The 26,326-nt window shown below is 47.1% G+C and carries 32 protein-coding genes and 2 pseudogenes; 5 read left to right on the top strand and 29 right to left on the bottom strand.

The genetic code is table 11. The annotated features are described in order from the left end of the window. Window positions 1–84: 84 nt before the first annotated feature. Window positions 85–543 (top strand): annotated as a pseudogene (locus DET62_RS13335) (DDE-type integrase/transposase/recombinase); the annotation flags it as partial. On the opposite strand, the gene DET62_RS13330 reads toward DET62_RS13335, so the two are convergent. The 3 genes from DET62_RS13330 to blaOXA are packed head-to-tail and all read right to left on the bottom strand — an operon-like array spanning window position 518 to window position 3,117. Continuing rightward, window positions 518–1,867, bottom strand: coding sequence for a hypothetical protein (locus tag DET62_RS13330; protein ID WP_110014289.1), 1,350 nt, complete (start codon window positions 1,865–1,867; stop codon window positions 518–520). The pseudogene DET62_RS13335 and the gene DET62_RS13330 sit on opposite strands and share 26 nt — an antisense overlap. A gap of 54 nt (window positions 1,868–1,921) precedes the next feature. Further along, window positions 1,922–2,266 carry a hypothetical protein gene (locus DET62_RS13325; protein ID WP_110014288.1) on the bottom strand — a complete coding sequence of 115 codons (345 nt, stop codon included), beginning with the start codon at window positions 2,264–2,266 and terminating at the stop codon, window positions 1,922–1,924. A 47-nt stretch (window positions 2,267–2,313) separates the two neighbouring features. Next, window positions 2,314–3,117: a class D beta-lactamase gene (gene blaOXA / locus DET62_RS13320; RefSeq protein ID WP_110014287.1), complete on the bottom strand. Its 804-nt coding sequence runs from the start codon at window positions 3,115–3,117 to the stop codon at window positions 2,314–2,316. 216 nt (window positions 3,118–3,333) lie between these two features. Here blaOXA and DET62_RS13315 point away from each other — a divergent pair, with 216 nt between their 5' ends. After that, window positions 3,334–5,694 (top strand): DUF748 domain-containing protein, encoded by a 2,361-nt coding sequence (locus DET62_RS13315; RefSeq protein ID WP_110014286.1) that lies wholly within the window; start codon window positions 3,334–3,336, stop codon window positions 5,692–5,694. 33 nt (window positions 5,695–5,727) lie between these two features. Here the strand turns inward: DET62_RS13315 and DET62_RS13310 are convergent, their stop codons facing one another. From DET62_RS13310 to DET62_RS13245, 13 genes are all read right to left on the bottom strand, one after another. After that, entirely contained in the window at window positions 5,728–6,495 is a 768-nt protein-coding gene (locus DET62_RS13310; protein WP_110014285.1) for a M90 family metallopeptidase, read from the bottom strand. Window positions 6,496–6,536: 41 nt separating this feature from the next. Then, a complete protein-coding gene (locus DET62_RS13305) occupies window positions 6,537–6,851 on the bottom strand; it encodes a hypothetical protein (protein ID WP_110014284.1) in 315 nt (104 codons plus the stop codon). Continuing rightward, on the bottom strand, window positions 6,848–7,084 hold the full coding sequence (locus DET62_RS13300) for a hypothetical protein (RefSeq protein WP_110014283.1): 237 nt from the start codon (window positions 7,082–7,084) through the stop codon (window positions 6,848–6,850). The genes DET62_RS13305 and DET62_RS13300 overlap by 4 nt, the downstream gene beginning before the upstream one ends. Next, window positions 7,081–7,401, bottom strand: a complete 321-nt coding sequence (locus DET62_RS13295; RefSeq protein ID WP_110014282.1) for a hypothetical protein — start codon at window positions 7,399–7,401, stop codon at window positions 7,081–7,083. The genes DET62_RS13300 and DET62_RS13295 overlap by 4 nt, the downstream gene beginning before the upstream one ends. 176 nt (window positions 7,402–7,577) lie before the next feature. Next, window positions 7,578–8,174 carry a DUF5610 domain-containing protein gene (locus DET62_RS13290; RefSeq protein ID WP_110014281.1) on the bottom strand — a complete coding sequence of 199 codons (597 nt, stop codon included), beginning with the start codon at window positions 8,172–8,174 and terminating at the stop codon, window positions 7,578–7,580. A gap of 127 nt (window positions 8,175–8,301) precedes the next feature. Next, on the bottom strand, window positions 8,302–8,646 hold the full coding sequence (locus tag DET62_RS13285; RefSeq protein ID WP_034822965.1) for a hypothetical protein: 345 nt from the start codon (window positions 8,644–8,646) through the stop codon (window positions 8,302–8,304). Between the two features lie 206 nt (window positions 8,647–8,852). After that, entirely contained in the window at window positions 8,853–9,143 is a 291-nt protein-coding gene (locus tag DET62_RS13275) for a hypothetical protein (RefSeq protein WP_133493656.1), read from the bottom strand. Between the two features lie 62 nt (window positions 9,144–9,205). Beyond that, window positions 9,206–9,430, bottom strand: coding sequence for a DUF6429 family protein (locus DET62_RS13270; RefSeq protein ID WP_034822969.1), 225 nt, complete (start codon window positions 9,428–9,430; stop codon window positions 9,206–9,208). 58 nt (window positions 9,431–9,488) lie between these two features. Further along, entirely contained in the window at window positions 9,489–9,836 is a 348-nt protein-coding gene (locus DET62_RS13265; RefSeq protein ID WP_034822971.1) for a DUF3024 domain-containing protein, read from the bottom strand. Window positions 9,837–9,899: 63 nt separating this feature from the next. Beyond that, window positions 9,900–10,196: a type II toxin-antitoxin system RelE/ParE family toxin gene (locus tag DET62_RS13260; protein ID WP_034822972.1), complete on the bottom strand. Its 297-nt coding sequence runs from the start codon at window positions 10,194–10,196 to the stop codon at window positions 9,900–9,902. Next, a complete protein-coding gene (locus DET62_RS13255; protein ID WP_034822973.1) occupies window positions 10,196–10,450 on the bottom strand; it encodes a type II toxin-antitoxin system ParD family antitoxin in 255 nt (84 codons plus the stop codon). Before DET62_RS13255 ends, DET62_RS13260 begins: the two co-directional genes overlap by 1 nt. Window positions 10,451–10,593: 143 nt before the next feature. Beyond that, window positions 10,594–11,382 carry a hypothetical protein gene (locus DET62_RS13250; RefSeq protein ID WP_051018808.1) on the bottom strand — a complete coding sequence of 263 codons (789 nt, stop codon included), beginning with the start codon at window positions 11,380–11,382 and terminating at the stop codon, window positions 10,594–10,596. Between the two features lie 140 nt (window positions 11,383–11,522). Beyond that, window positions 11,523–12,083 carry a hypothetical protein gene (locus DET62_RS13245; protein ID WP_110014280.1) on the bottom strand — a complete coding sequence of 187 codons (561 nt, stop codon included), beginning with the start codon at window positions 12,081–12,083 and terminating at the stop codon, window positions 11,523–11,525. A gap of 125 nt (window positions 12,084–12,208) precedes the next feature. Between DET62_RS13245 and DET62_RS13240 the strand changes: the two are divergent. Beyond that, window positions 12,209–12,784: pseudogene (locus DET62_RS13240) on the top strand (hypothetical protein). 386 nt (window positions 12,785–13,170) lie between these two features. Here the strand turns inward: DET62_RS13240 and DET62_RS13235 are convergent. Both DET62_RS13235 and fadR read right to left on the bottom strand, forming a co-directional pair. Then, window positions 13,171–13,800 carry a LysE family transporter gene (locus DET62_RS13235; protein ID WP_041655270.1) on the bottom strand — a complete coding sequence of 210 codons (630 nt, stop codon included), beginning with the start codon at window positions 13,798–13,800 and terminating at the stop codon, window positions 13,171–13,173. 421 nt (window positions 13,801–14,221) lie between these two features. Continuing rightward, window positions 14,222–14,932, bottom strand: a complete 711-nt coding sequence (gene fadR / locus DET62_RS13230; RefSeq protein WP_034822978.1) for a fatty acid metabolism transcriptional regulator FadR — start codon at window positions 14,930–14,932, stop codon at window positions 14,222–14,224. 143 nt (window positions 14,933–15,075) lie between these two features. On the opposite strand from fadR, the gene dsbB reads away from it, so the two are divergent. After that, complete coding sequence (dsbB, locus tag DET62_RS13225; protein WP_110014279.1) at window positions 15,076–15,621, top strand: disulfide bond formation protein DsbB; 546 nt, start codon at window positions 15,076–15,078, stop codon at window positions 15,619–15,621. Between the two features lie 18 nt (window positions 15,622–15,639). Here dsbB and DET62_RS13220 read toward each other — a convergent pair whose 3' ends face one another. The 11 genes from DET62_RS13220 to DET62_RS13170 form a co-directional block, all read right to left on the bottom strand. Next, a complete protein-coding gene (locus DET62_RS13220) occupies window positions 15,640–16,071 on the bottom strand; it encodes a YcgN family cysteine cluster protein (RefSeq protein WP_110014278.1) in 432 nt (143 codons plus the stop codon). 16 nt (window positions 16,072–16,087) lie between these two features. Continuing rightward, a complete protein-coding gene (locus tag DET62_RS13215) occupies window positions 16,088–17,125 on the bottom strand; it encodes a lytic murein transglycosylase (RefSeq protein WP_110014277.1) in 1,038 nt (345 codons plus the stop codon). Beyond that, complete coding sequence (locus DET62_RS13210) at window positions 17,112–17,372, bottom strand: YcgL domain-containing protein (protein ID WP_011235057.1); 261 nt, start codon at window positions 17,370–17,372, stop codon at window positions 17,112–17,114. Before DET62_RS13210 ends, DET62_RS13215 begins: the two co-directional genes overlap by 14 nt. Window positions 17,373–17,392: 20 nt before the next feature. Continuing rightward, on the bottom strand, window positions 17,393–18,565 hold the full coding sequence (gene rnd / locus DET62_RS13205; protein ID WP_110014276.1) for a ribonuclease D: 1,173 nt from the start codon (window positions 18,563–18,565) through the stop codon (window positions 17,393–17,395). Further along, window positions 18,562–20,232: a long-chain-fatty-acid--CoA ligase FadD gene (gene fadD / locus DET62_RS13200; RefSeq protein ID WP_110014275.1), complete on the bottom strand. Its 1,671-nt coding sequence runs from the start codon at window positions 20,230–20,232 to the stop codon at window positions 18,562–18,564. Before fadD ends, rnd begins: the two co-directional genes overlap by 4 nt. A gap of 88 nt (window positions 20,233–20,320) precedes the next feature. Continuing rightward, window positions 20,321–21,190 (bottom strand): alpha/beta hydrolase, encoded by an 870-nt coding sequence (locus DET62_RS13195; protein ID WP_110014274.1) that lies wholly within the window; start codon window positions 21,188–21,190, stop codon window positions 20,321–20,323. 11 nt (window positions 21,191–21,201) lie between these two features. Then, window positions 21,202–21,780 (bottom strand): Slp family lipoprotein, encoded by a 579-nt coding sequence (locus DET62_RS13190; protein WP_011235061.1) that lies wholly within the window; start codon window positions 21,778–21,780, stop codon window positions 21,202–21,204. A 12-nt stretch (window positions 21,781–21,792) separates the two neighbouring features. Then, window positions 21,793–22,092: a hypothetical protein gene (locus DET62_RS13185; RefSeq protein WP_110014273.1), complete on the bottom strand. Its 300-nt coding sequence runs from the start codon at window positions 22,090–22,092 to the stop codon at window positions 21,793–21,795. 66 nt (window positions 22,093–22,158) lie between these two features. Continuing rightward, entirely contained in the window at window positions 22,159–22,842 is a 684-nt protein-coding gene (gene tsaB / locus DET62_RS13180; protein WP_110014272.1) for a tRNA (adenosine(37)-N6)-threonylcarbamoyltransferase complex dimerization subunit type 1 TsaB, read from the bottom strand. Next, window positions 22,820–24,772 (bottom strand): ATP-dependent DNA helicase, encoded by a 1,953-nt coding sequence (locus tag DET62_RS13175; protein ID WP_110014271.1) that lies wholly within the window; start codon window positions 24,770–24,772, stop codon window positions 22,820–22,822. The genes tsaB and DET62_RS13175 overlap by 23 nt, the downstream gene beginning before the upstream one ends. A 49-nt stretch (window positions 24,773–24,821) precedes the next feature. Continuing rightward, window positions 24,822–25,094 (bottom strand): hypothetical protein, encoded by a 273-nt coding sequence (locus DET62_RS13170; protein WP_110014270.1) that lies wholly within the window; start codon window positions 25,092–25,094, stop codon window positions 24,822–24,824. Between the two features lie 337 nt (window positions 25,095–25,431). On the opposite strand from DET62_RS13170, the gene hisG reads away from it, so the two are divergent. Then, complete coding sequence (gene hisG, locus DET62_RS13165) at window positions 25,432–26,325, top strand: ATP phosphoribosyltransferase (protein ID WP_110014269.1); 894 nt, start codon at window positions 25,432–25,434, stop codon at window positions 26,323–26,325. The last annotated feature ends 1 nt before the right edge of the window (window position 26,326 follow it).

Raw genomic sequence — 26,326 nt, 5'->3', positions numbered from 1 at the left:
TTAAGTGGAGAGCCGTATGCGCTGAAAGGTGCACGTACGGTTCGGTGAGGAGAAGCAGGGAGATAGTGAGACTACGCCCTGCTTCTTACTCTACTTAAAACAGACGAAGGAAAACTTTTTCTGTGTGTTGTCTTGGATCTGTTCAACAATGTCGTTGTGGGCTGGTCAATGCATCACCGGCAGGATAGAAAGATGGTGCTGCGAGCGGTGGAAATGGCCGTCTGGCAACGCCCTGAGTCGACGCAGGCAATATTGCATTCGGATCGCGGAACGCAATTTACCAGCGGTGATTATCAACGTTACTTAAAGAGCAATGACCTGCTGGGAAGCATGAGTGCCGTGGGTCATTGTGCCGATAACGCTGCCTGTGAAGGCTTTTTCGGTATGCTCAAACGAGAGCGCGTGAATCACCGAAAATACCGAACCAGAGATGAAGCCCGTGCGGACATATTTTTTTACATCGAGCGGTTTCATAATCCAAGGATGCGACGTAGAGTAGCGAATCAAGACAAGAAGTTTACAGACGTTTTAAACTGTCCGTGATAACGGGGTAGAACCCGAATGGTACTAGCTGGCTATAAATTTCTCTTGAAGCGTCATAACTTAAATGAGTAATACGGGACAGTAACTCTTGCGGAATAGCCAGCCCTCTCATGTAATCCAGAGCCTCAGGTATGCTTTCATAACCTGAAACTGAAATTTCTCTGGCGTCATAGGCTTTAGCGAAGTCTCTTAAATTAAATTCAGGAGACAACAACTTATGAATGTACATGAGCTCATCAATAACAATGAGTTTAAAGTTTAAATCTTCGAACTGAGCTTCACCGCCGGTAGGAAGCTCGTAAGCCGGGCTCAAATCCCGCGCCAGCAAACTCGCTAACTGCGTAGCAGCACGACCCTTGCCATTGGAGGCCAGTAATTTCGCCAGCTTCCCAGCCACTTTTGAGCGAGTGAGTAAGGTTTTAACCGAGTCATTATCGTCCCGCTCCAGAGCAAATAGACAATTAATTGCATGCTCGTTTTGCTCATCAGTCCACTGCCTGACTTTAGGCTCGAGATAAACGATTATTTGATTTAGCTGCTGAGCCGGATATTCCTCAGAATCGAATAAGTCAAAGAAAAGCCGCCAGGCCATGCCACCATCGTTTTCATCAACCATAGAGGTTATATATAAATCAATGAGCCGTGCCACAACCTGAGGGTGCTCATCGGAGCGTTGCAATACAGACAGAATCAAGCCATTACCGAAGCTGATGTCTCTTTCGACACAGCCAAGCACCCATAACTCATAATTGGAGGGGCAGTTGTCTGAATGATAAAAACAGGTCGTTAAAAAGGTTTCGACGAGCTTGTAACCCGGCTGAAGGCCTGATTTATCAACCAGCAAACCTTCGGCATTAGAAACCGCTAATATTTTCTCGTAGATTTCGCTGAGAATAGGTTGCGACTCATCAAATACTTTTACCAGCTCACGCGGGCTCGGTGCGCTTCCGTCGCTTTGGTTTAGTAACAGCAACCATTGGTACGCCGCCTGACACTCTTCTTTCTTGTTATAGTCCAGATAAAGCAGTCGCCTAGACCACTCGTTAAATATAAATTTCGCACTCTCTGCCGATTTAGCCGCTTTTAAAAAGTACGTTCCAATAGCCGCAATAAGCTGACCACTTTTCTTGTCACGAAGGTCAATATTGGCTGCCAACGAGAACAACTGGCGTACGAGTGTATGCTTTGCTTCATCATCATAAGCATTAACGTTCTGCGAGAGCTTACCAATAATGCCTAATGTTTTTTTGCTACCGGACTTAATCGCAAAGTTTAAGTCTCGGTCAGGGCCTTCAACTGCCTCAAGAAAGTTTTCGAATACCATTAAGTGCCAGCCTCAAAGGGTTGTTATTTATATTTGAGAATTTCATTAAATGCGTCATCGCTCAGTATCAACGGAGCCATAAAGTCCCGTACGTACTCTTCTCGTTCCCGGGGGGGCGGCCTCGCTCCACCAACCTGAGTCAGCTATATGCTTAAGAAGTAACTTTGTTTCCAACCGGTTCCTGTCGGCGCGCTGCCACTCGAGCCAGTCTTGAGCTCGATTTTTCTGGCCTTCGTTGAAACTGGATGAAACGAGTAAATCGAACACCTTAAAAGCCAGGCTAGCCGTCAAAGGGCTACCTTGTGCGTCTTTGAGAGAAGAGTATTCGTCGAACTTAACGGCCATTAGCGTCTTATGTAAGGCCAACAACTCATAGTAACTTTCAATTTCAATGTTCATATTTCATTTCTTATACTTTTTCTGTTGCGCCACTTCAACGACGTTGACTATTTCTTTTCAGCTGTACGGCCCGGTAAGGCATCAATAGAAGCCAAAATCTCACGTGTGATTTTTTCACGTTTGCCAAGATCCGCCATGCGGTTCGGCGTGTCGATATTCAATGCGAAAAATACCGGACCTTCAGGCCATTCGACCCAGCCTACCCACCAGCCAAAACTGCCTTCCCAGCCGGTTTTTGCCCGCAAAATCCAGTTCCGCTCAGCTTCAACAATCATCAGATCTTTTATTAGCCGCTGATGTTCTACCGCAAAAGGCAATTCGTTACGGTAAAGCCTTTGCAAAAAGGCAATCTGTTCATTGGCAGAAATAGCCAACTTCCCATCCAGCCAATAATTACGGATATCGTCAGACGGAGCTGCATTTCCATAATCAATGCGCTTTAAATAGCTTTTCGCTTTTTCGGCTCCTATGCCTTCTGCGAACTGCTGATAAACCCAAACAGTTGAGTTACGTATAGCCGAGCGCAGGTTCTGGTCACTATTGTGTCCTGCAAAACTGCGTTCCACTCCATCCCACTTAAACACCTCAAACTCGTCCTGAACGACGCCTGCATCAAGGGCAAAAAGCGTGTGTGGGATCTTAAATGTTGACGCAGGTGAAAACCGTTTTGCAGCTCTTTCTTTATCGAACACAAATGTCGTCTGGTCATTTTCACGTCCATCGACTACGACAATAGTGCCCTGAACTTCATATTCTTCGAATACGCTTCCCCAATCAGAGCGCTCCTGAGTCTCCGCACACACGGGAGCGGCAAAGCTCAATATAAAAAGCATGATTAAGCTAAATTTCATGTTGTCTCCAAAAGGTCTGGCGCTACGTTTTGATTCTATGGCTTACTTTACTGGCATCTGTGGAAATGGTGCTTCGACAGTCCTTAGGTTCCACAACTATTTACTACACCATAGCCAGCAAGAGTACCGCAATAAAATTTACGTTACACGAAAGTGACGCTGGCCGCTCGGGCGGCTACACTGTGCATTATTACTCGCTTTAACGGAGGCTCTATTATGCACGGCAGCTCACTTGGTCAATTCGGCAACTATCTGCGAGAAAAATGGGCCTCCCCGCGTCGCGTTCGGTTCTGGCTGTTGGTACTGATTATTCTCTACACCTTGCTGGGCTTTTTTGCCCTACCCTGGGTAATCCAGTACGTTGCGGTGAATACGGCTAAAGAAGATTTTGGCCGTGAGTTGCGCATAGAGTCGGTGCAAACCAACCCGTATACACTAACGCTTAGAATGAACGGCGTTACGCTAAATGACAAAGATGACCGGCGGTTACTTGGCTGGGGCAATCTGTTCGTCAACCTGGAATGGTCGAGCATTATTGACCAAACCTGGACTTTCGACGCAATTCGCATAGACAAGCTAATGATTCAGGAAGAACGCTTTATCTCAGGTGAAACGCGCTTATCCCGTCTCGCCGCCGAAAGCTCTGATCCAGAATCGGAGAAAAAAGAATCAGGGAAAGAAGAGTCTGCGAAAATGTCTGCCTTACGCATCAGAGACTTTAAGTTGGAAAACGGCGTTCTGCGTTTTGCTGACAATCTAAAAGACGTAACAGCTGCTGACGACGCTGAGCCCAAACAGGTATCACTGGCTTTGCAGAACATCGGCCTCTGGGTAAAAGATTTCACCCTGCAAAATGACGCCAGATTCCCGCTGCGCCTGAATGGTCAACTTACAAAGGGCGGTAAACTCGCCTTCGACGGAACTTTTCAATTATTGCCGAGCCCAGCTCTGGAAGGAAATGCCGAAATTAATGAGTTGGCGCTTAAGCAGGCAGCCCCTTACCTACAGCAGTTTATGAACGTGCAACTCGAAAACGGAACACTGACTCTGAATGGGCAAATGAGTACCAATGCACAACAACCTTTTACTTTTAAAGGCTCTGCCAGTATTAACACGCTGAATATCAAAGAAGCCTCTAACGACGAGACTCTCCTTGGATGGGATAGCCTTCAAACCGAACAGTTTGATTTGAACATAGCAAGCAAAGAGATTGAAACAGCGCCCATTGTCGTTAAAGGCTTGTCTGGCCGGGTGGTCATTAACCAGGACAAAACCACTAACTTCGGACAACTTGTCGTTGATGCGCCAGCCGACACAAAAGGCGATACAAATAAAAGCGAGGAAACCGAACCGTTCGGTATCACTATAGAAGGTGTTGAGCTCTCTGACGGAGACGTTCAGTTTTCCGATAACTCTCTGCCGCTGCCCTTCTCTACAAGTATTCATACGCTAAGCGGAGAAGTGTCTACTTTGAGTTCAGATTCGTCTGAGGCTGCACGGGTGAAGCTTGAAGGTGAGGTAGCAGAATTTGGCCTGGCACAGGTAAACGGCACCGTTCACGCCTGGCATCCAACGCGCCAGACTACTATTAATGTTAGATTCCGTAACCTTCAGATCCCGGAATACTCTCCTTACACTGTGAACTTCGCTGGCCGAAAAATAGCAGACGGCACGATGGATCTTGATCTCGATTACACCGTTAATGAGGAAAAGCTAGACGGACAGAATAACTTGGTGCTACATGACCTGAAACTCGGCGAAAAAATGGAATCCAGCGACGCTATGGATCTACCGCTGGACCTCGCCATTGCATTGCTGCAGGACAGCGACGGTGTCATTGACCTAAATCTGCCGGTGAGTGGAGATGTTGGCAACCCGCAGTTCGACTTTGGCAAAGTTATCCAACAGGCCGTGGGAGACGCTATTAAGTCTGTCGTTACCGCACCTTTCAGCTTTTTAGCTAATCTTGTAGGCGCGGACTCAGAAGAAATGGGTAAAGTTGAATTTCCGGAGGGACGTACCAATTTACTCCCTCCCCAGCGCGAACGCATCGCTAAGCTTCGCGAGGCGCTCAACAAGCGGCCAGCTCTTGCTCTGGGGCTAGCAGGTCCATTCAACCGGGCTTTCGATGCTCCTGCTCTGAAAGAAGATAAAGCGATGAAAGTATTACAACAACGTCTGGCGGAAGAAGGACGCGAGATAGAGGAGCCAAGCCTGACAAGCGAGTCGAATCAGGCCGCTATGGAAGCAATATTCTCCTCTCATTACCCGGACACAGAACTCGAAGCCCTGAAAGACCGCTTCACTGAAAAACCAAGTGAAGCATCCAATGAAGCGAAGTTCGACGCTCTGGCCTATCGCAATAACTTAGCTGAAAAGGTAATAGCCGCACAATCGATTACAAATGAGGAACTCAAAGCCATTGCAAATGCACGTGCAGAGGCCGTACGCGACGCCTTGGTCAACAGTTCGGAGAGCGGTATACCCTCTGGGCGGGTGCGTATTAAAGAGCCTCAGGAAGTCGATTCAGTAGAAGGCGAACGGATTGCCATGGAACTTGCTGTTACAACGGATTAAGCCGCCCGCGCTGTTGGAGCACAGCAATATTCGTCAGCAAGGACGCTGTCGATAGAACTGACATAACAACCGGTAAACCTCGGGCATGTGCTCTTTCATGTTCTGAGGGTCTTCAAAAAAGGTTTCGCTACATACCGCGAAAAATTCAGCCGGGCTGGTTAACGAATAGCCATCAAGCGGTAACGGCCTATGATGGATAGAATCGCTCTGCAGCCTTTCCCAGGCAGCCGAAAAAATATCGTGCCATTCGCCGGGCTTCATATCCGGATGCATAGGCGGCGCACCGTTAGCACCATCGCGCAACATATCGAGTTTGTGGGCAAACTCATGAATAACAACATTACTGGCTTTTCCATGACGAGCATGAGGCCCGGTTTGGCAAACCGACTGCCAGGAGAGAATTAACGGACCGCGCAGCCATGCTTCACCGCTTAACCCAGGGCTTTGAGGGTGAACAACGCCGTCGTCGCTACGATACGGACGATTAGGAACAAAGTCCCCTTCGTAAAGAATAATGGTGTATAAATGATCGTACCAATCTAACCCAAGGTGCAAAACGGGCACACAAGCCATGGTTGCTATTTTTAGGCACATCGCATCGGTGAACTGAAAATCCCCGCCTGACGCAAAGTTTTTACGAACCAGAAAACGGAAGCTCATATCTCGCAGAGCATCGCGCTCCGCGCCTTGATAACGCGCCATTACCGGCCAGTCTGCTACCGCTGACTCCCACTCACTTATCGTGAAACCCATTTTTCTAATGCGTCTGTTCTCAAACCAATTACGTAATCGCTTAAACATGGCATTCTCGACGTTGAACAGAAACGCAATAGTGAAGTTGATTAACTACTTGGTTTCGCAAGGGTTTGCACTCCTTTCCCTGAAAACACCCAGCCGCTTAAACCATCCTGGTTAATCTGAATGGCCATAAAGTCTTTGCCGTATCGTATACGTTTAACGTCATGGTCAGTTCCGGCCGGAACATCGAATACAACGCTGCACCCCGGTTTATTGGAGTAGCCACATTCCCAATTGCTGTATGCCGACACAGCTTCCGTAATTTTTACTTTATTGCCACGATCACTAGCAATATCAGCAGCCCATAGACCCAATATCACCAGGCAAATAGCGATGATTATTCCAATACTCAGTTTCATTCCCAGCCCAGCTCTTTATATGTTTTTTTATCCTGCTCCGGGAAGGCACTTATGTATTCTCCCCAGCCCATATACTCGTAATATTTGGTCATAGCTTCAAAGTAAGATGAAGCTTCGCAGGTCCAGGCAAGCTCCGCTCCAGGCCTTAACAAACCTCGGGCACTATCACCCCGAGGGCCGGAAAGACAAAACGTCTGTGACTTTTCACCTTCAGTCCATAGTTCGTGTTTCATAACCCGTTCTTCAACTCAGCAACAAACTCATCGAGAGATCTACCCATATCGAAAACACCAAAGTCAAAATCAACGTAGTAGACAGTACCAACAGAATTTGTAAAAAGCACGTTATCGCCTAAGGTGACGGCAAAAGGGCTGAGCTCCATGCCATTCAGGTAGGGTTTGTAAGCATTAACTATCTGCTCTTTATCTTTCTGGGGAATCTGTTCAATAACTTCCAGATTTTCATCCGGTATTGTCTCTGCAAGCTCCCGATACAAAGACACATCAATAAACTTTCCTACAATATCTGTGTTGTGATCAGGGGGCGTCAACGGTATGTCCTCTGTATTGCATAGAGTCAAAGGGGACTATCTTACCTGTTGAAATTAAAAAATTACCAGCACCTTTACTTCACTTGACGACTCTTTACATCAACAATTCAAAGGTTAGATGCTGAACTTATCGAAAGTACTTAGCCGAGGTGTATTCGGGGAGCAAAGCGCTGAGGTTAGTCCTCAGCACTATTTTCAGACTCTTCTGATTCGGCTGCCAGTTCCAGCATTTTTTCACGGAAACTGTCCAGGCCTTTCATGACTAAATCGTAGGTTTTGTCGACACCACTTTCGACTTCGCCTTCATAGGCTTGCAAGCCTGTAAGAATATTTTTGGCGTCATTAAAACCTTTCTCAATACCGCCAGTAATAGCTTCCATGAAATTATTCAAAGTGTCTTCTTCCGACTCGCCCGGGTTCATTTCCTTGTAGCGACCATAAAAATTGGTGGCAAAAGAAACAATGCGATCTGCCGTGGCCTCGGGAGAAGTATCAACGCCGGAATCGTAAATTTTCTGCGTGGCATTTTTGCCCATTACCGGTTCCAGCTCAGCGTTAATGCCTTCCAGCGCCGTTTTGTACAATAAGCTGAGCGAGTCATTATTACTGTTCAGCGATACCCGTTCATGAGCGCGCAAAATGCCAGCATTGTTTGCCTGCTTAGACTGCGCTGCCATCTCTTTCATACTGTTGCGGTTGTCGTCGGTTTTTGTGGGACTGTTCTGCTTGCCAGAGCCCGTTACGGAGGTGCTATTACCTGTAGTAATTGACATAATATTGCTCCTGAAAAGTTCGGCTATAGCTTGATTTTAGTATAGCCCGTAACTTGTTAACGGCAGCTTCCGGTTAAAGTTTAATCTTTTTCCACAGCAGCATTGACCAGCCCAAGTATGCTCATTACTAGCTATTAATAACCACTTTCTCAGCATTTGGAAATAACGAGCCAGCTCGGTTAAACACCACGTCGGTATGTTTTTTCGACAGCGTGATATCAATTGCATTTGAGCTCTGATTGAAAACAGTCACAATTCTGTCAGCTTTCTGAATACGAGCTACCTTGTGTTTGTTAATGAGTTTCCCCAGAGACGGCACGACCCTGGCCAAAGGAGTATGAAGAATCCGTACGGAATCTCCCGTTTCTTGCAAAACATGTTCGGGATTATTTAAACGCGATGAGCGAAGCATAAAAAGAACAACAACTAATGAAAGCGGCCCTAATAAGCTTAGTAAGTAAAAATACTCCATTCGATACTCCTTTTCTTTTTGTTGCCTTCATCAGACAAGCTATCAGCTACAGATTGAAGAAACGAGGCAAGGCAGATGCCGCTTACAGCTTCAAGATCCCTCTCTTCCATTTTCCTGACAATCACCAAAACCTCCAGAAGTTTAATACTGCTGCGAGTAGCAAAACGGCAATTACGGTTATAAGGGTTGTCATAATTTGTTATCTTCTAAAAGACATATAAAGCGCATACTGTCATAAACCACACAACTGAGAGTGCTAAAACTGACTTTAGGTTAGCTGAACTCGCATTCGTTTTTATTAGAATATAACCAGAATATAGTGCAGGAACTACAGCCAAAAAGCCGCCAACGCAAAATCCCATAAAAAAACCAGCAATTTGAGCCCAACCGTCACCAGTCAAACTTACTACTAGAAAAATAAGCACGGCCAGCGCTACGGATGCTATGAGTAAGTTGAAAGACAGTTTTTCCGCCCGTTTAAGATCCATTGAATTCAATAATAGCTCCTTAACTCATAACCTTTGAACATACGGGTGGACACTTAGTGGACATTTAGTAATCAAGTGGTAAACAACTCCCGAAACAAGCGCTCTGACTCTTTTAATCCTTCCTCGGTGAACACAACAGACTTTGCCTTACCGACCGGGTTACCAATGAGTCCTTTTTCGTGAAGTCGGTTCATTGCATCCCAGTCAAAAGACTTCCAAGCCCGACTGTCATCATGCAATGCTAGATATAGCAAAGCCAAAACGGACTCATCGATTTTATCTTCGTCAATTGCCATAGATCATCCTCCAATGATGGCTTTGTTTAATGGAGAACTTAGCGGTTTCCTATACGGCTTATCCGAAAAAACAACAAAACTCATCTTCACTTACAACTTTAAAAACTTGGTCAATTGTTTTTACCTGGCTTTTAGGCTCGTAGGCATGCCACTTTAAATCACTCCGCATCCAGTAAATTTTCCAAACACCCTGACTGCGAACAAAGGTAGATTTTGCGATATCCAAATTCTGATATTCAGATGGATTATTCCAAACTGGTCGAGTTTCAAAAATATAAATAGATTGCTTTTCCAGGCGCCAACCAATATCTAGATCACTTCTTATACTTGGCGGTGGCCGGTGTTTAGCAAGAAATGCTTCTCCGGCTTTCTCTATTTTTTTGACCTCAAATTCAGTTAGAGCCATATATTCCTCCAGTTCAGAACTGTACTCGCTCAGAGTTAGCGAAAGAAGTCATACCAACGCCCGCTAATCCAAAAGCCTTTGGGGCGCATCCATGTCTTCGTGCAGAACACGAACAATAAGCACCTCTGACTTCAACACTTGATAGAAAACCGCATGATGCTCTACGTACAATCTGCGATAGCCGACAAGTACATGAGCATAGTCAGCGCCAAGCAACGGATGGCTAAGAAGCTGTTTCATGCCTGCCTCAAGATGATCTAAGTATTTATCAGCCTGCTCAGCTCCCCACTCTTCGTAGGTGTACAGCCAAATCGCGGTCAGGTCAGATTCTGCCTTCGGTGTAACGCTTAGCTTCAGCACTAATCAGCCGCCTTCATCAGTTTACGCCCAGCCGCTTTGATAGAAGATATATCCAATGGTTTAGGTTTTCCGCTTAACTCACCATCAGTAAGTGCCTGTCTTAGGGCGGCAAGACGTTCCTTGGCTTGCTGGTCTCTTCGAATGAGATCGCGGATATACTCACTATCATTGCCAAAATGACCGCTTTCAATCTGAGTTTTCACCCAGTCGTCCTGCTGCTCAGTCAGCGTGATTGTTTTCCTGTGCATGCTCATAGATAGTGCCTCTCGAAAAGAGCAGTATGAAAATATCATACCGCTTTCTTAAACTGAATCAATACCTCATTTATTGCCACCCATCAGCGCAGAGCACCTTTGGCGCGTCCGCTGAATGGTTTTGTTAGCTGCCTATTCACGGTTTACAACAGACTCATGGCTTGTTCTGAATTGCTCCAATACTTGCCATATTGCTTCCAATATTCATAAGCTTGATCAGCGCCTCCGACAATGATGCCCTCTGAGAAACTCGATTTTGGCTTTGGGTGACGCTTCCTTTTTAGTTCTTTTGCTACCAGAGGAAAAGCAGTCTTGGCATCATTAAGTAGTGTTCTTGCTTGATCAATTTCACCTAGCATAATTAACGCTAACGAATGCGTATACATGAGTTCTGGAGAGTAGTCGTCTGGATATTCTTTATTAAGACGCACAATAGAAAGAAAATCACCAGTTTCCATCCATAGCTTAGGCAAAACATACCTAACCCCAATGTTGTCATTTGGGCATGCAGAAAGCATATTTGAATACACTTTAATGGCCTCATTGACTTCATTTCGTTTTTCCAACCAAAGACCGAGATTATGATAGGCCCTTAAAAAAGGACGATTCTCAAGGTGACCCCATTCCATTTTTGACGTTGCCCATGAAAATTCTTCAGGAACCGCAGACAAACCTATTCGTACGCCCTCTCTACAGCAAAGGTAAGCTTCAAAATCGAGCCCATTTTCCTCATATATCATTGATGCATGATGGTAGGCATCTATGTGATAGGGATTTTTCTCTATAATATCTTTGATTAAGCTTTCAGCTTTATCTGGCTTTCCTGAATGCCACAGGTCTATTGCATCATCTAACCTCTCATGCACAGAGAAATCAACTAGGCTGTCCTCAAAAACCCACTCATCATCGCCAATATTGTGTAACTTGATCATACGATTCTCTTCGATTCTTGCGCTGCTAGCGCCGTTATAACCCGCCTAAACGGAGTTGGTTTGTTTGCGCTAGCGTAGCGTTTAAGCGCAAACGAAGCAACGCAGTGGAGGTCGGGTTGATAACTTTGTTATACACGCATTTACCTTGGTATATCGGGGAGAACCGCCCCCGGGTTTACCGATAAATGCCCCGGCATGCGCTCATAATCCAAAAGTACAGGAAGCGGATTTAATGTTGCCGAGTACAGCTCCGGCTGATACAAGTACAAGAGCAAACAAAATAATCCGCACAGCGACTCTTTAACGTTTTTTTGATTTGCTAATGTCGAATGAGTATCGCGCTGATGCTTAACCTTGTTGTGATCTTGCCACCAAGAAGGGTTGCTAGAGCCTGACCAACTTGCCCAAGGCTGAATATTGATGCCGTAGCGAGGAATCATGCACTCCACTGTATGAAATGATGGATACTTTCCAATAATTTCCGAGCAATAATCACCAATATTTCTTGCTGACGATGAAGCATTTATTTTCTTGCAAACCAGCTTGGCAACAACGTCGATCTCCGAGCATATGGCTAGGAATAGCTTTGTATATGCTACCGAGAAAGCGCCATCATTTGATTGGTTAAGCTCAACAAACTCAATCGTTTCGATGAAATCTCTTTCTAACGATAAAAAATGCTGCCAGTGTGGAAAATGCACTGAATCTCCTTTTGTGTATAGACACAATGACTCCCTGCCAAATGCTAGCCTCCGCATTTTCCTGGGTTAGCTAAAAGCCAGTGCCATAATTAGTTTGTTCAAGACTAAATCATTTGGAGGCTAGCATGAACAAACATAGCATGATTTTTCTAGGGTTGGATACTCATAAAGAGTTTCACGAAGTCGCCTATTGTGAAGAGCAACGGGGAGCGATTTAAAACCGACCGCCGTGATGCGCTGAAGTTGGTGAAGCTTTTAAATTCAGAGGATCTCACCCCGATTTGTGTGCCTGTGCCTGAAGACGAAGCCGTCCGTGATTTATCCCGGGTTCGCGAAACGGCGATGAAAGACTTAAAGAACGCGAAATACCAACTGAAAGCTCTGCTGCTCAGAAAAAATATTAATTATGAGGGCACGGCGAACTGGTTGAAGGAGCGCACAGTTATCGCTACCCCGCCAACGTGTCGAAGGACTTACAACTTAGCCAGGAAGGGTTACCCAAAGATATTGTAGATATCGCCTGGAAAACTCAGCTCAGGCTGTGCAAGCGCTATCAACGTATGAATAAAAAAGGCAAACATTACAATCTTATCATCACCGCCATAGCAAGGGAGATGGCAGCTTATCTCTGGGCCATTGCCAGAGAAGTGGTACTCACGCCAGTTAATCCAAAGCTTCGATTAAGTCGGGTACCCGCATGATAAACGAGTTTGAGCTAACGCATTCGGATCAGGCCGCGGACGTGGCACAACCTACGACGGCGTTATGATGGCAATAACCTAATTCGTTATTGACCCACGAGCATAGACTGATGAGAAGGAGCTACGGCGGAGTGAGTAAGGTAGGCGCTGTTTATCACAAGATAAATAATCCACGGATACCAGCATAGCAACCGACGACATTACTGCCTCATCTGGTGCGTTAGCTCAATTTATTTGAGAATAGAAAGAACTGATTATGGTTGAAAAGAGCCAGGGCTGCACGCGTTCAGAGTTGACAAAGGGAGTCATACCAACGCCTGCAGCATGCGCGCCTACGGAATGTAGCCGAAGGCGCAATGTAGTAGGCGTCGCCGTGCCTGCATTTGTTAGGCTGAGCCATTTTTTAGGGTTGCAAGTAGAGCGCCCACGCCTATGAATGTGCCACCAAATAGTTTACCTGTAAATTTGTATAGCTTGGCGCTGCTGATTGCCGTGAACGTGCGACCCACTGTAATTGCACAAACTATCAAGCATGAAAACGAAAGAAACATGAATGTCATGACAAGTAACAGAAATTGCGGCAATAAATTTGCATTAGGATCAATAAATTGGGGGAATAGTGCTGTTGTAAATAATATTGCCTTCGGATTAGAGAGAGCGACGGCGACCCCCTGGGCATACAATGAAGTCACATTTTTACGGTGAGCATTAGCCTTTGCGCTCACAGGCGATAAGCCCTTTCTCCACATACTCATACCCAAGTAGATTAGATAAATGGCACCCATAATTTTCACGGCAGTGAACGCCATTGGTGAGTGAATAAGTAGTGAACCGAGCCCAAGCACGGAGAGCGTGGATAGGATGGTAAGCCCGGTGATATTGCCCAAAATTGTGAAAACGGTTTTTGCAACACCGCAACTGATGCTATGTGACGCTACGAGTAACATCGCGGGCCCCGGAATAGCCGTAGCTACGACAGCCACCAAAACGAACGTGACCCAGACCTCAATATTCATGTGCTCTCCAAGGTGTATGGCCTAACATTTATATATTGTGCATGCGCAATTTGTCATTCATTAAATGGCAGCATTTTCTTTCGCAATCATTTAATAAATAAAATATTTTCACCAAAAAATAGCAGTAAAAGGCAAAAACAAAGTAAGCGTGCTCATTTAACTATTTTAAAGTGCACAATATCAGTCTTTACAATTTACGTATGTAATTGACACTAAACGGGTTAAAAACTAAAAGCAACAATAAAACATGCAATTTAGCAGGCAAAAGCGAGCCATATCTATCGATGAAAACAAGGGAGCTCCTTGTGGCCCATTAGAAACAAAGCGCACAAAAAAAAGCCTGGCAACTCAAAAAGAGCCATCAGGTTTTAATTAACAAACTAAATTTAATTCTATCGAGAAAGCCGGGAAACCAGCTTAATCAACCCACCAAATCATCCGGCATATCGCCACGCAGGCTATGCCAAATTTCGGCGGACTCGTAGCCGTAGCGGCGAACCAGGTTCACGGACTCGTTGTAGTCGCCTTCACGGGTTACGGCTATTAGGTTTTCATAGTAGTCGCGGGCCAGCTGGCGAGCTTCTGTCGATGAAAAGTAATACTGGCCAATGCGTGCGTACAAGCCTTTAAAGCCGTTCAGTACCAGCACATAAATGGGGTTGCCCGAGGCCATGGCTAAGTCGTGGTTCAACTGATAGTCGAACTCGGCAAAGGTTTTTTTGTTGTCTTCCAGTTCGCTGGTGGGTTCCAGTAGCTCCAGAACTCGCTTAGGGTTATGGCGAATGGCGGCGCGAATATAAATGGCGCTAATATTGGTGCGGGCAGACAACAACTGGTCGACTAGCTCCGGCATGCCGTCTTCGTCGAGGCGCGCCAGAGTTTCCAGAATATTAAGGCCAGAGGTTTCCCAAAAGTTGTTCACTTTGGTGGGTTTGCCGTGCTGAATAGTCAGCCAGCCGTCGCGTGCCAGGCGCTGCAGCACTTCGCGCAGGGTAGTTCGCGTTACGCCTATTAATTCAGACAGCTCTCGTTCAGCGGGTAGAATAGTGCCCGGTGCAAAATGCCCGTTCCAGATAGATTTTACGATGTACTCCTCGGCAAAACCCGCCGGACTTTTAGCTTTTATTATCATATTCCCGCCTGTGAACTAACTAATAAAAGGATTCTAGCAGCCTTGTGTGAGGTCGGACAAGATAACTTCTGCCTTTATATCGACAACACCACGCTATTTGGGTATGGTTTCTACGTTTTTACAGTTTCTTAAGGAAAATCATCATGCTGTCTGTGGGTCAGTGGCCTAACAAACCTTTTGCCTGGTTACTGTTATTTCTAGGGTGTTCAGGCCTGTTGGGCGCCGCGCTTTACTTCCAGATGGTTCTTAACTTAGAGCCCTGCGTAAAGTGTGTTTATCAACGTATGGCGGTTGTCGGTATTGGCTTGTCCGCTATTGTCGGCCTGTTTGGTTCCGGGCTTTGGTTAACGCGCTGGGCGGCTTTAATTGGCTGGCTTTACAGCAGTTATCAGGGCTTATTAATTGCCTACGATCACTGGGATCTTCAAACCTCGAAAAACGCGTTCTTTGCGGTGTGTGAAAGTGCGCCTAATTTTCCTGACTGGGCTCCACTGCACGAATGGATGCCGGGGCTTTTTGCGGCACCGGGGTTATGCGGTGACATTGACTGGCAATGGCTGGGGTTAGGTATGCCCGGTTGGATGACGGTGATTTTTGCGGGCTTGTTGCTCATCGGTATTATTGTGACTATCTGCCACATTGTTTCGTCGTTCACGAAAAAAGACGGGCTGGTGCTTTACCACAAATAATCCGTTTTAATGTCAGGGCTAAGACAAGGGCCAGGTTACTATTCTGTCTTCCAGGTCGCCCTTAAACTTCGCCTCACTAACGCAATGGCCGGCTACATGATAGCCGGCTTTTTTCATGGGCTCTTTACTCCCCTCGTGCCTTAACGGATGCCATTCAGGCAAAGGTTGCCCTTCTGCCCGCAACCGATACGCGCAGCTGGCTGGCATAAAGTAAACCTCGTCGAGGTTGTCAGGAGTTAAGGTTACGCAGGCTGGTACCCGTTCACTACGGTGAGCGTAGTCGCTGCAACACGCGGTATCGGTGTCTAATAACCGACAGGCAACGTCGGTGGAGTACAGGTTATCTTCTTCGTCCAGTAGCTGATTTAAACAGCACTGCCCACAACCATCGCACAAGGCTTCCCATTGTGCGTGACTCAGTGTGTGCAGTGGTTGTTCATACCATTTCATTAATACCGACAAGGCATTACCTTGGAAAACGAATGCGGTCGGACAAATAGCCCACGGCGGCCACAAAGTAATGTGAACGATTCCAGCGCATTAAAGCGTCGTAGTTGGCATAAGCCAGATAAACGCGGCCTTCTTTGTCGTCAGGAATCACTATTGATGCGTCGATATCGGCACGCGATGGCAGCGCAGAGCCGTCAAAACGCGTAACGCCTAAGTCAGCCCACTCGCCCAGCTTTTTCTTAGTGTCCAGCCCGGCTAATGACTCATCAAAACCTTCAGGTAGTTGTACCTGACGTCCCCAGGTTACATCGTCTTTCCAGCCAACAGAGCTTAGGTAGTTAGCGGCTGACGCAAATACGTCCGGGTAGCTGCCCCAAATGTCTTTTTTGCCGTCGCCGTCATAGTCTACAGCGTAGCTCATGAAAGAGCTGGGCATAAACTGAGTCTGACCCATAGCGCCAGCCCATGATCCTTTCATTTGCTCCGGTTCAATGTGGCCGTCTTCAATAATGGTTAAAGCTTCCCACAATTGCTTTTTAAAGAACTCTTCGCGACGCCCGTCAAAAGCCAGCGTAATTAATGCAGAAACCACATCAAAACCACCAGTGAACGAACCAAAGTTAGTTTCAATGCCCCACAGCGCCACAATAAAGCGCGGCTGCACGCCGTACTCTTTGCCCACTTTTTCCAGCAGCTCTTTGTGTTCGTTGTACTTTTCCAGTGCCTTTTCGGCTTTCCAGTCCGGTACTGCACGTGGCAGGTAAGTATCCAGAGTTAGCTTAAATTCCGGCTGATTTTTATCCAACTCGACTGCCCGCTCGTAATACTTAACTTTGGCAAAAGCTTTATCCAGTGTGTCCTGCTTATAGCCGCTTTCAATGGCTTCGGCTTTCAGAGCTTCAACGTAGGTGGCAAACTGTTGATTAACCTCTTCGCTGGACTCTTTCTTCGCATTATCCTCAGCTTCCTGAAACGCAGAAACCGGTGCGCTAAGCGCAAATGAAGAAGCCAGACAAAGAGCCAGCCCTGCCACTTTTATTTTATTTGTTAACATTGACTTGAAGTTCCTCTCGTTTCGGTGGTAACTGCAAATAGAAACCATCGTTATGCAAATGCTGTTGTAACTTTTCGACCGTTAAACGCGCCAACTGTTCACGGTTGGCCAGGTTAATTGTCAGCACTTTTTCGGCGCGACCAAACTGGCCCAACAACACATCGGGCACGTCGGTAAATTCGTTACCATGAGGCAGGTAAAGATAGGTATCGGCTTTTTTCGAGCTGCGATAAACATCACACAGCATGGCAGTTCTCCTGAATGGGGCTACTTGCTAATTATAGCCTGTAATTCTGCCCCAATTGCGTGCTGACGCCAACCCACCATTAAGTCAGGTTGCGGCAAACGCTGCTGTTGTTGCGTTGAGTATTGCCAATGAAAGTTAATAAAATCATTAATTTGCTTGCGTGACGCCACCAGTGACGCCGGTATGTGTAAAGATTCAGCCAGTTCCGTAACGGCCTTTTTAATGGCCTTAAAAGTTGGCTTGTAGCCTTCCATATCGTCCAGACGTTCCAGCGTTTGCGGAAATTCAGACTCAGGCACTTGTTCGGCTTGCTGAATACAGCGAATAATATCGCGCCCCGAATACTTACGTGACATAGGCGCCAAATCGGGAATTCGACTTAACTCGTCGTCGCTTTTTGGCATTCTTCGGGCTAGTTCAAGCAAGACCCCGTCTTTGGCAATAAAGCCTAAGGGAATGTCGCGCTCACGTGCTTTATGCAAACGCCAGGGCGTTAAAATTTTAAGCGCAGCTAACTGACGCGGGTTCAGTTGCCAGGCATTGCCAACACCTAAATAAAGCAGATCATCCGGCCAGCTTTGAGTGCGTTTACGTACCTGAATCTGCGACTCTTCGTACACAATATCCAGTACGCCTTTTTCTTCGCACAAGGCTTTTAAATACGGGTACATAACCGACAAGTAACTGGCATCGGCAGCGGCGTAGTCCAGCTGCTCCTCGCTTAACGGACGTTTCAGCCAGTTGGTGCGCGACAAGCTCTTGTCCAGCTCCACCCCGTCAAATAAGGCATCCACCAGGCGGGCATAGCCCATTGAGTCGCCTAAGCCACAAAAACCGGCGGCTATCTGGCTATCAAAAATTCGCTTGGGTTGGCGACCGTTACTTTGTTGAAAAAACAGCTCAATGTCTTCGCCTCCGGCATGCAATACCGTCTCAACCTCATCGCCGGAAATCAGTTCCCATAAAGGCTCTAAATCAATATCTGCCAGCGGGTCGATAACAGCCGTTGTGCCGTTAGCGTGAATTTGTAATAAGCCTAGCTGAGCGTAGTAAGTGCGTTCGCGCACAAACTCAGAGTCTATGGCGAACCAACCACATTTTACGGCCTGCTGACAGAGATCTTGTAAATCGTGAGTGGTGGTAACGAGCCGGTATTGTTGTACCGACTCGGGTAATTCTAACGGCAGAGTCAAGCTTCATCCTCTTCATCGCGTAATTCACGGCGAATTATTTTGCCGACGTTGGATTTAGGCAATTCGTCACGAAACTCAACCAGTTTAGGTACTTTGTAACCGGTCAGGTTTTCACGCGAAAAGTCGATAACTTCACGTTCGGTCAAGGACTTATCTTTTGCCACAATAAAGACTTTTACCGCTTCGCCAGACGACTCGTGCGGCACACCTATAGCTGCTGACTCAAGAATTTTAGGATGGTCAGCTAGTACGTCTTCAATTTCGTTCGGATAAACATTAAAGCCAGACACCAAAATCATGTCCTTTTTACGATCCACAATTTTGAAGTAACCACGCTCATCAACAGTGGCCATGTCACCCGTTGCAAACCAACCGTCTTTAATTGATTCGGCTGTCGCATCAGGACGGTTAAGGTAACCCACCATAACCTGCGGACCTTTCACTTCCAGTTCGCCCGGCTCACCTAAAGCCACTTCTTCACGTGTTTCGGGGTCAACAATACGCATGTCAGTACTTGGTACCGGCAAACCAATGCTGCCCGTGTAATGTTCAATATCGTAAGGGTTAACGGTCACCACCGGAGAACATTCGGTTAAACCATAACCTTCCAGCAAGCGTGACTTAGTGACCCGCTCCCACTCTTCGGCAACTGCTCGCTGAACCGCCATACCGCCGCCCAGGGCAATTTTTAAGTTAGAGAAGTTAACGTCTTTAAAGCCTTTAGTGTTCAACAGACCATTAAACAGCGTGTTAACCCCTGAAATCATTGAGAAAGGATACTTATTCAGCTCTTTCACAAAGTTAGGCATGTCGCGCGGGTTGGTAATTAAAACGTTTTTACCGCCGTGTTTAAGAAAGGTAAGGCAGTTCGCGGTTAACGCAAAGATATGATACAGCGGCAACGCGGTAATAATAGTCTCTTCGCCATCGTTCATTATGGGAGTAATAACCGAGGAAACTTGTTCAAGGTTAGCCACCATATTGCGGTGCGACAGCATAGCGCCTTTAGCCACACCCGTTGTTCCGCCGGTGTATTGCAAAAAGGCAATATCATCGCCGGTCACTTCAGGGCGTTTATAACCCGCCACGGTTCCTTTGGCCAGCGCCTGGTTAAAACTCACCGTGCCTTTTAGCTTATGAGAAGGCACCATACGTTTTATATGCTTAACCACAAAGTTAACCAGATAGCGTTTAAGCAAAGGTAACTGATCGCCAATTTGCGTGGTAATAACTAAATCGAGCGGCGCTTCTTCTTTTATTTTTTCATAGGTCTGAGCAAAGTTTTCTAAAATAACCAGAGCTTTTGCCTGAGAATCTACCAGCTGATGCTTTAACTCGCGCGGAGTATAAAGTGGGTTGACGTTCACCACAGTCATGCCTGCGCGTAAAATGCCGAATAACGCCACAGGGTATTGCAGCAAATTTGGCATCATAACCGCAACGGCGTCGCCTTTTTTAAGGCCAGTACTGTGCAAGTAAGCGGCAAAGTCGCGAGTTTTCAGACCCAGTTCTTTGAAACTCATTTCTGAGTCCATATTTACGAAAGCCGTTTTCTCGCCGTACTTTTCAATGGACTGCTCAAGTATATCAACCAACGACGCAAAGTGATCCGGGTCAATTGTTTCCGGTACTCCCGCTGGGTAGTTTTCCAACCAAATTTTATCCATAAAAGGCTCCGCCTCTCACTATTTATAGTTATTTTCAGTGGCGCAATCATCGCATATCCGACCAGTTAATCCTAGTCGTTACCCGCCGCTAAACGTACGATTTAAGCAGTTCAGCTATTTTCTCAGGTTGTTCCATATGTACGTGATGTCCACCTTCCAATGTCTTACAACTTAAGCTAGAAACTTTATCCTGCCATCGCTTAAACGCGCTATCTAACTGATCGTAACCGCGGCTTCCCCGCACAACGGTCACTGGCATGGTCAACTTTTCAAGCATGTCGTCCACCGCCGAACTCGGTAACCTGTAGGCCGATGTTGTTTTCACCCTGGCATCGGCCCGCCAATGCCAGCGGCCATCTTCACTATGCTCGCAACCACGTTCAACAATTAACCGGACTAAATTAGCTGAGAAATCAGCTTGGCCCGCTCTGGCCTCTACCGCCGAGTCGAAATCCACGTAGCTTCGCCAGCGTGGTGTGTGTAGTTTTTTGCGACTTAAAAAGCCCTGTTTCAACTGCTCCTGCGCATTCGTTCCATCAGACACCAGTAACCCAAAAGCCTCAACTAATAGCAGTTGCTGAATACGCTCAGGACATAATGCTGCAACCACATTGCTGACAAAGCCCCCCATAGAGTGACCGAGCAAGGTCAGGTTCTGCCAGCCCTGCTGCTGAATCAACTGCCATAAGTCGTAAGCATAGTCGATAAAATGATAATAGTTGCCCACCGGACGGTGATCACTATGTCCATGACCGGGCCAGTCAAGCGCTAAAAAACCACCTTTTTCAGGTGACCAGTACCGGGCTATAGGTAAGAAGCTGTGACTGTTGTCTAACCAACCATGAGTTGCAACAACTCTTATGTCGTTAGGATCGCCCCAGCACAGCCCCCGAACTGAACCCCAGTCGAGCTGATAACTGACTGGGGTAGCCTGCTCTGCGGTTTCTCTATAATCCATTAAAGAACGAATTAGTTGCGGTTTTTAGCCGGTGTACCCGAGTTGTCCTGTACGCGAACGCGCACCGGAACCGGATAACGGTAAGGATAATAAGGCGAATAGAAGTTATGACGGAACCACAATGGCGAATAGTCAATTTCTACCTGGTTGTTTTGTTTTTCAATCTTCCACAGGTGATAACCCGTTGCTTCGATAACCGGGTAGGTATAAACATATTCGTCAATTTTGCCCTGCTGAGTTTGGCCTATCGTACCAACAAAACTGATTGACCGGCCTTGCTGATACACGTCGGGATCAACAAAGTCATTAACTACCGCTAAAAAACGCCCATCGCTGTTATCACTAACCTCAGGACGTCCCCAGCGCTTCAACGGGAAGCTGACAACTTCCAGCACGGTATGATCTTCGGCGTTGCGAACATCGGCAATGACACCGCCCCAACGGGCTGGCTCACCGGCTACTTCATCGCCCTGATGCTTGGCAACCTTGTAACTCACCAAAGCCTCTTCATTATCAGTGGCAAGCTCATCCGGAACCGAAGTGCAACCAGCAAGCACCATTGCGCTTAATACTGCAAATATCATTTTCATAACAGACCTCACTCAGGCGTAAACATCAACACCAAACATTGACGTAATTTGCTCTCTTTTCTCGCTTAACGCTATGTTTTGATAAGCATTAAGTGCTTTTTGAGAACGTTGTGGTGGCTCATCGTAAAACGTATTAAGTGACTCCCACCGTTCTGCGCGCCGCTGACTTTGCCGGGCATCGGGCACTACCTGCCGGGTATCAGCGACTTTCGCCGGGTTCTGTTCCTGGCGTTGCTGATCTTCCGGCGCAGACCTTTGAGGCCCTTGCTGTTGGCTGTTTAGCGGCTGAACCGCTTGCGGATTAATTCGCACGTCAACGATGACTCATCTGTTAGTAAGACTGATTTTATTATGGCGAGTTCAGTGCCATTCTACAAGTTATCGACCTGGCAATTTTTTCCAGGTCACTTCATTACGAACATACAAAGGTTCTAAGTTCTCTGCATCGACCGAAGTAACACAACCTTTAGTTGCTATTATCAGCATGTCTTCTGCCAGCGGTAACCGGCAATCGATGCTGTGCTTTAATTCCTGCTTAGGGTCGAGGGTACCCGCGTAGTTGTCCCAGCCAGTTCCGGCGGTATGGAACCCCTGAACATTATGCCCGGCAAATAAACTGGCAGAGGGTTCAGCAACGGCGGGCTCCGTTATTTGTTCGGCAAGACCATTATTATTACGGTACAAGGCGTAATAAATTTCACCCATGCGCGCATCAATACAGGCAACAACCGCTTCCGCATTGTGTTTACGAATGGCTTGTTGCGCTAACGCCTGCAGGCTACTGACCGGAAACACGGGAAGTTCCGCGCTAAAAGCTAAACCTTGAGCCATGGAAACGCCAATACGTACACCGGTAAAACTCCCCGGGCCTACGCCAACGACCAGCCCGTCCAGCTGGCTTAAATCGGTTTCCGCCTGCTGCAGCATTTGCTCAACGAAAGGCAGTAAACGCTGCGAATGTTCCCGCGGGCTTTCTATTGCTTCGCTAAAGAAATTGTCCTGCCAGCGAATAGCCACTGAGCAATTTTCGGTCGACGTATCAACTGCTAATAAGTTCGTCATTATTGGTTTCATCTTTCTCTGCAACCTGCGCTAAAAAACTCAGCGCTTCATTTAAATCCCGGGTTCTCGACATAGCTGGCAAGCTGGATAAAAACTGCTTACCGTATTGGCGCGTTACTAAACGACTGTCGCAAACAATTAACACACCGGAGTCGTCTTTATCACGAATTAACCGTCCTGCGCCCTGCTTCAACGCAATTATCGCCTGCGGCAATTGTATCGTGCTGAAGGCGTCGACACCACGCAAACGGGCATCTTCAACACGCGCATTCAGCAAAGGGTCATCCGGCGAGGCAAACGGCAGTTTGTCGATAATAACGCAACGCAAGGCTTCACCCCGCACATCGACCCCTTCCCAAAAGGACGAAGTACCCAACAGCACGGCATTACCTTTTTTGGTGAAGGTTTCCAGTAACTCTGTTTTACCGGACTCGCCCTGCACCAGAATGTCGCGATCCAGCCTGTCACGTAATATTGAGGCCATTTGCTGCAACATACGGTGGCTGGTAAACAGTAGAAAAGTGCCCCCCCGGTTCACCTTAACGCACTGCTCCGCAATTTCAGTCAACATTTGATGCCGATTCGGGTCGTTGGCCTCGGGCAAATAACGCGGTAAACACAGCTTGGCCTGCTTCGCAAAGTCAAAGGGGCTTTCCAGCAACAAGGTGTCGGCGTCATCTATGCCTAAACGCTTGGTAAAGTAATCGAACTTGCCGTTAACCGCCAAAGTAGCTGAGGTAAATACCCAGCTCATTTTGTTGCGCTTGATATAGCCCCCGAAGGTCTTGGCAACGCTTAGCGGGGTTTGATGCAAACTGACGTGTCGGGGTGTAGTTTCAAACCAAAAGCTGTAGCCGGTGCGATCGACGTCCATTAGCTGACGCCAAATATAGAGGTGCTGTTCAGCGCGTTCATGTAAATTATCAAAGTCTTTATTACGGCCGATAGCGGTTTTCATGACGTCGGTCAGCAGGGTTAAACGCTCCTGCACCCGCTCGGCCACTTCCGCAACATCCGGCTTTTTGCGCCAGTCACGCCAATTACCGCGCATAGGGTCTCGGGGAAATAACAAGCGCCAGTCTTTCAGCGTTTGCAATAACGTACGTGCCATTGCGCTGGCTTGTGACAGGTCTTTCAGCTCGGTCATACACAAGCGCTGCAGTTCTTCGCACATTTCTGTCAATTGCCGGCTGGAAACCGTTTCGCCAAAATACTGGCTGGCAATGTCCGGAATTTGATGCGCTTCGTCAAAAACTACGGTGTCGACACTCGGAATCAATTCACCAAAACCGGTGTCTTTTAGCGCCATATCGGCAAAGAAAAGATGATGGTTGACCACCACAATATCGGCTTCCATAGCTTCTTTGCGGGCTTTGACTAAGTGGCAGTCTTCGTACACCGGACAGTCCCGCCCCAGGCAGTTGTCCTGAGTGCTGGTTACCTGCGGTAATACCGAGGCGTCTTCCGCTAAGGCATTCAGTTCGCCCACGTCACCACTGCGTGTGGATGTCGCCCAGCGCTTTACCGTAATAAGCTGGTTTTGAATGTCTTTACTGAACTGTCCGGCCTGTTGGGTTGCCTGCTCCATGCGGTGCAGACACAAATAATTTGAACGGCCTTTTAATAAAGCGACAACTTTTTCCGGCGCCAGCACTTTTCTTAATGTGGGTAAGTCGCGGTGGAACAGCTGTTCCTGCAGGTTTTTGGTACCGGTAGAAACAATCGCTTTGCCTTTGCCCAGTAGTACAGGAGCCAAATACGCAAAAGTTTTGCCGGTGCCGGTCTCGGCTTCAACCACCAACTCACCTTTTTTCTTAACGGTAGCGGCTATGGCTTCTGCCATTTGCTGCTGAGCGGCTCGTGGCTGGAAGTTTGTAATTGCTTGTGCGAGCTCGCCTGTTGGCTTAAATACTGATAAAACCGTCGCCATAACCTATACCGCCGAAGAAATAGGCACGTATTATGACATAGATGTTTGCTCAGGCGTAGGTGTCTATATGTCCTGAAGATAAGGTTTCATCGTTATCAGCAACCTCTTCAACGTCCGTTTGAGCCGACGATTGTTGATGTTGACGCTGTTGGCTACTTTCTCTTTTTTGATCATCTTCGATGGTAGCCCCTTCGTCTTCATCTACAGCGTTGAGTTCGTGTATCTTCTCAATCTGGTTTATTTTCATCTGCTCACGTGCGAAGTCCACAGGCACGCGAGTGTCTTTGGGGATCAACGGAACCATTGCATCAAAGTTTGCCATTGTTGTTGTCTTTCGCCTCGCAGAGAATGAATTCTGTTATTTGACTATACAACCACTGGTTAAATAATAAGCTTATATCGACTAAATAACCAATAAGTTTACTCTTGCATTACATTTCTCAGCTGTTATAGTGCTATACAACTTTACGAAGTGAAACTATTTTTATTGGAGTGTTAATTATGCGTTTTGTTCACAGCCACCACCATCATCATTGGAACTGTATGGCCTAGCCGTGAACTTAATGTTTGGGCTAGCCGTATAAACGCTAGCCTTTCGATTGACTATACAACCCCCGAAAGGCATATACCTTCGGGGGTTTTTCATTTTAGGAGCTGTTATGACTGACCGTTTAACCATTGCGATACAGAAATCAGGACGACTGAGTAAAGAATCTATGGCATTGATGAATGCCTGCGGTGTGAAATTTAGTGTTAACGAAGCACGCTTAATTGCGCACAGCACCAGTCACCCTATCGATTTGCTGCGCGTACGTGATGACGACATCCCGGGTCTGGTTATGGACGGCGTGGTTGATTTAGGTCTGGTTGGCGAAAACGTGCTGGAAGAAGCCCGGTTAGAGCGCATTGCAACGGATTCTGTCGCGGCCTATCAGCCATTACGCGGACTTGAGTTTGGTCAGTGCCGCTTGTCGCTGGCGGTGCCAAGAGAAAGCCAGTACCAGTCGCTACAAGATTTAGAGGGTTTAAGAGTCGCGACCACTTACCCGCAGTTGCTAAAGCGTTACCTGAAAGACAACGGCGTGAATGCGCGTACGGTTATGCTGACCGGTTCTGTGGAAGTTGCTCCCCGTGCGGGCCTTGCCGAAGCCATATGTGACTTAGTTTCCACCGGTGCTACGCTGGAAGCAAACGGGTTAGTCGAAAAAGACGTGATATTCCGTTCTCAGGCGCAGTTAATACAACGTGCTGACAGCCTGTCGGAAGAAAAGCAGGCCATGATAGACCAGTTGCTGCCCCGCATAGACGGCGTGCAAATGGCGCGGGAAAGCAAATACATTATGCTGCACGCGCCAAAGAACAAATTAGAGCAGGTAGTAGAGCTATTACCCGGCGCAGAAACACCAACCATTTTGCCGCTTAGCCACACCGACGAGCAGGTTGCCGTGCACATGGTCAGCACCGAGAAGCTATTCTGGGAAACCATGGAAGATCTTAAATCTATGGGCTGCAGTTCAATACTTGTATTACCTATTGAAAAAATGATGGGGTGAT

The sequence above is a fragment of the Idiomarina sp. H2 genome, assembly GCF_004364275.1.
Lineage (GTDB): Bacteria > Pseudomonadota > Gammaproteobacteria > Enterobacterales > Alteromonadaceae > Idiomarina > Idiomarina loihiensis.
This window is presented reverse-complemented; position numbering and strand designations above follow the sequence as displayed.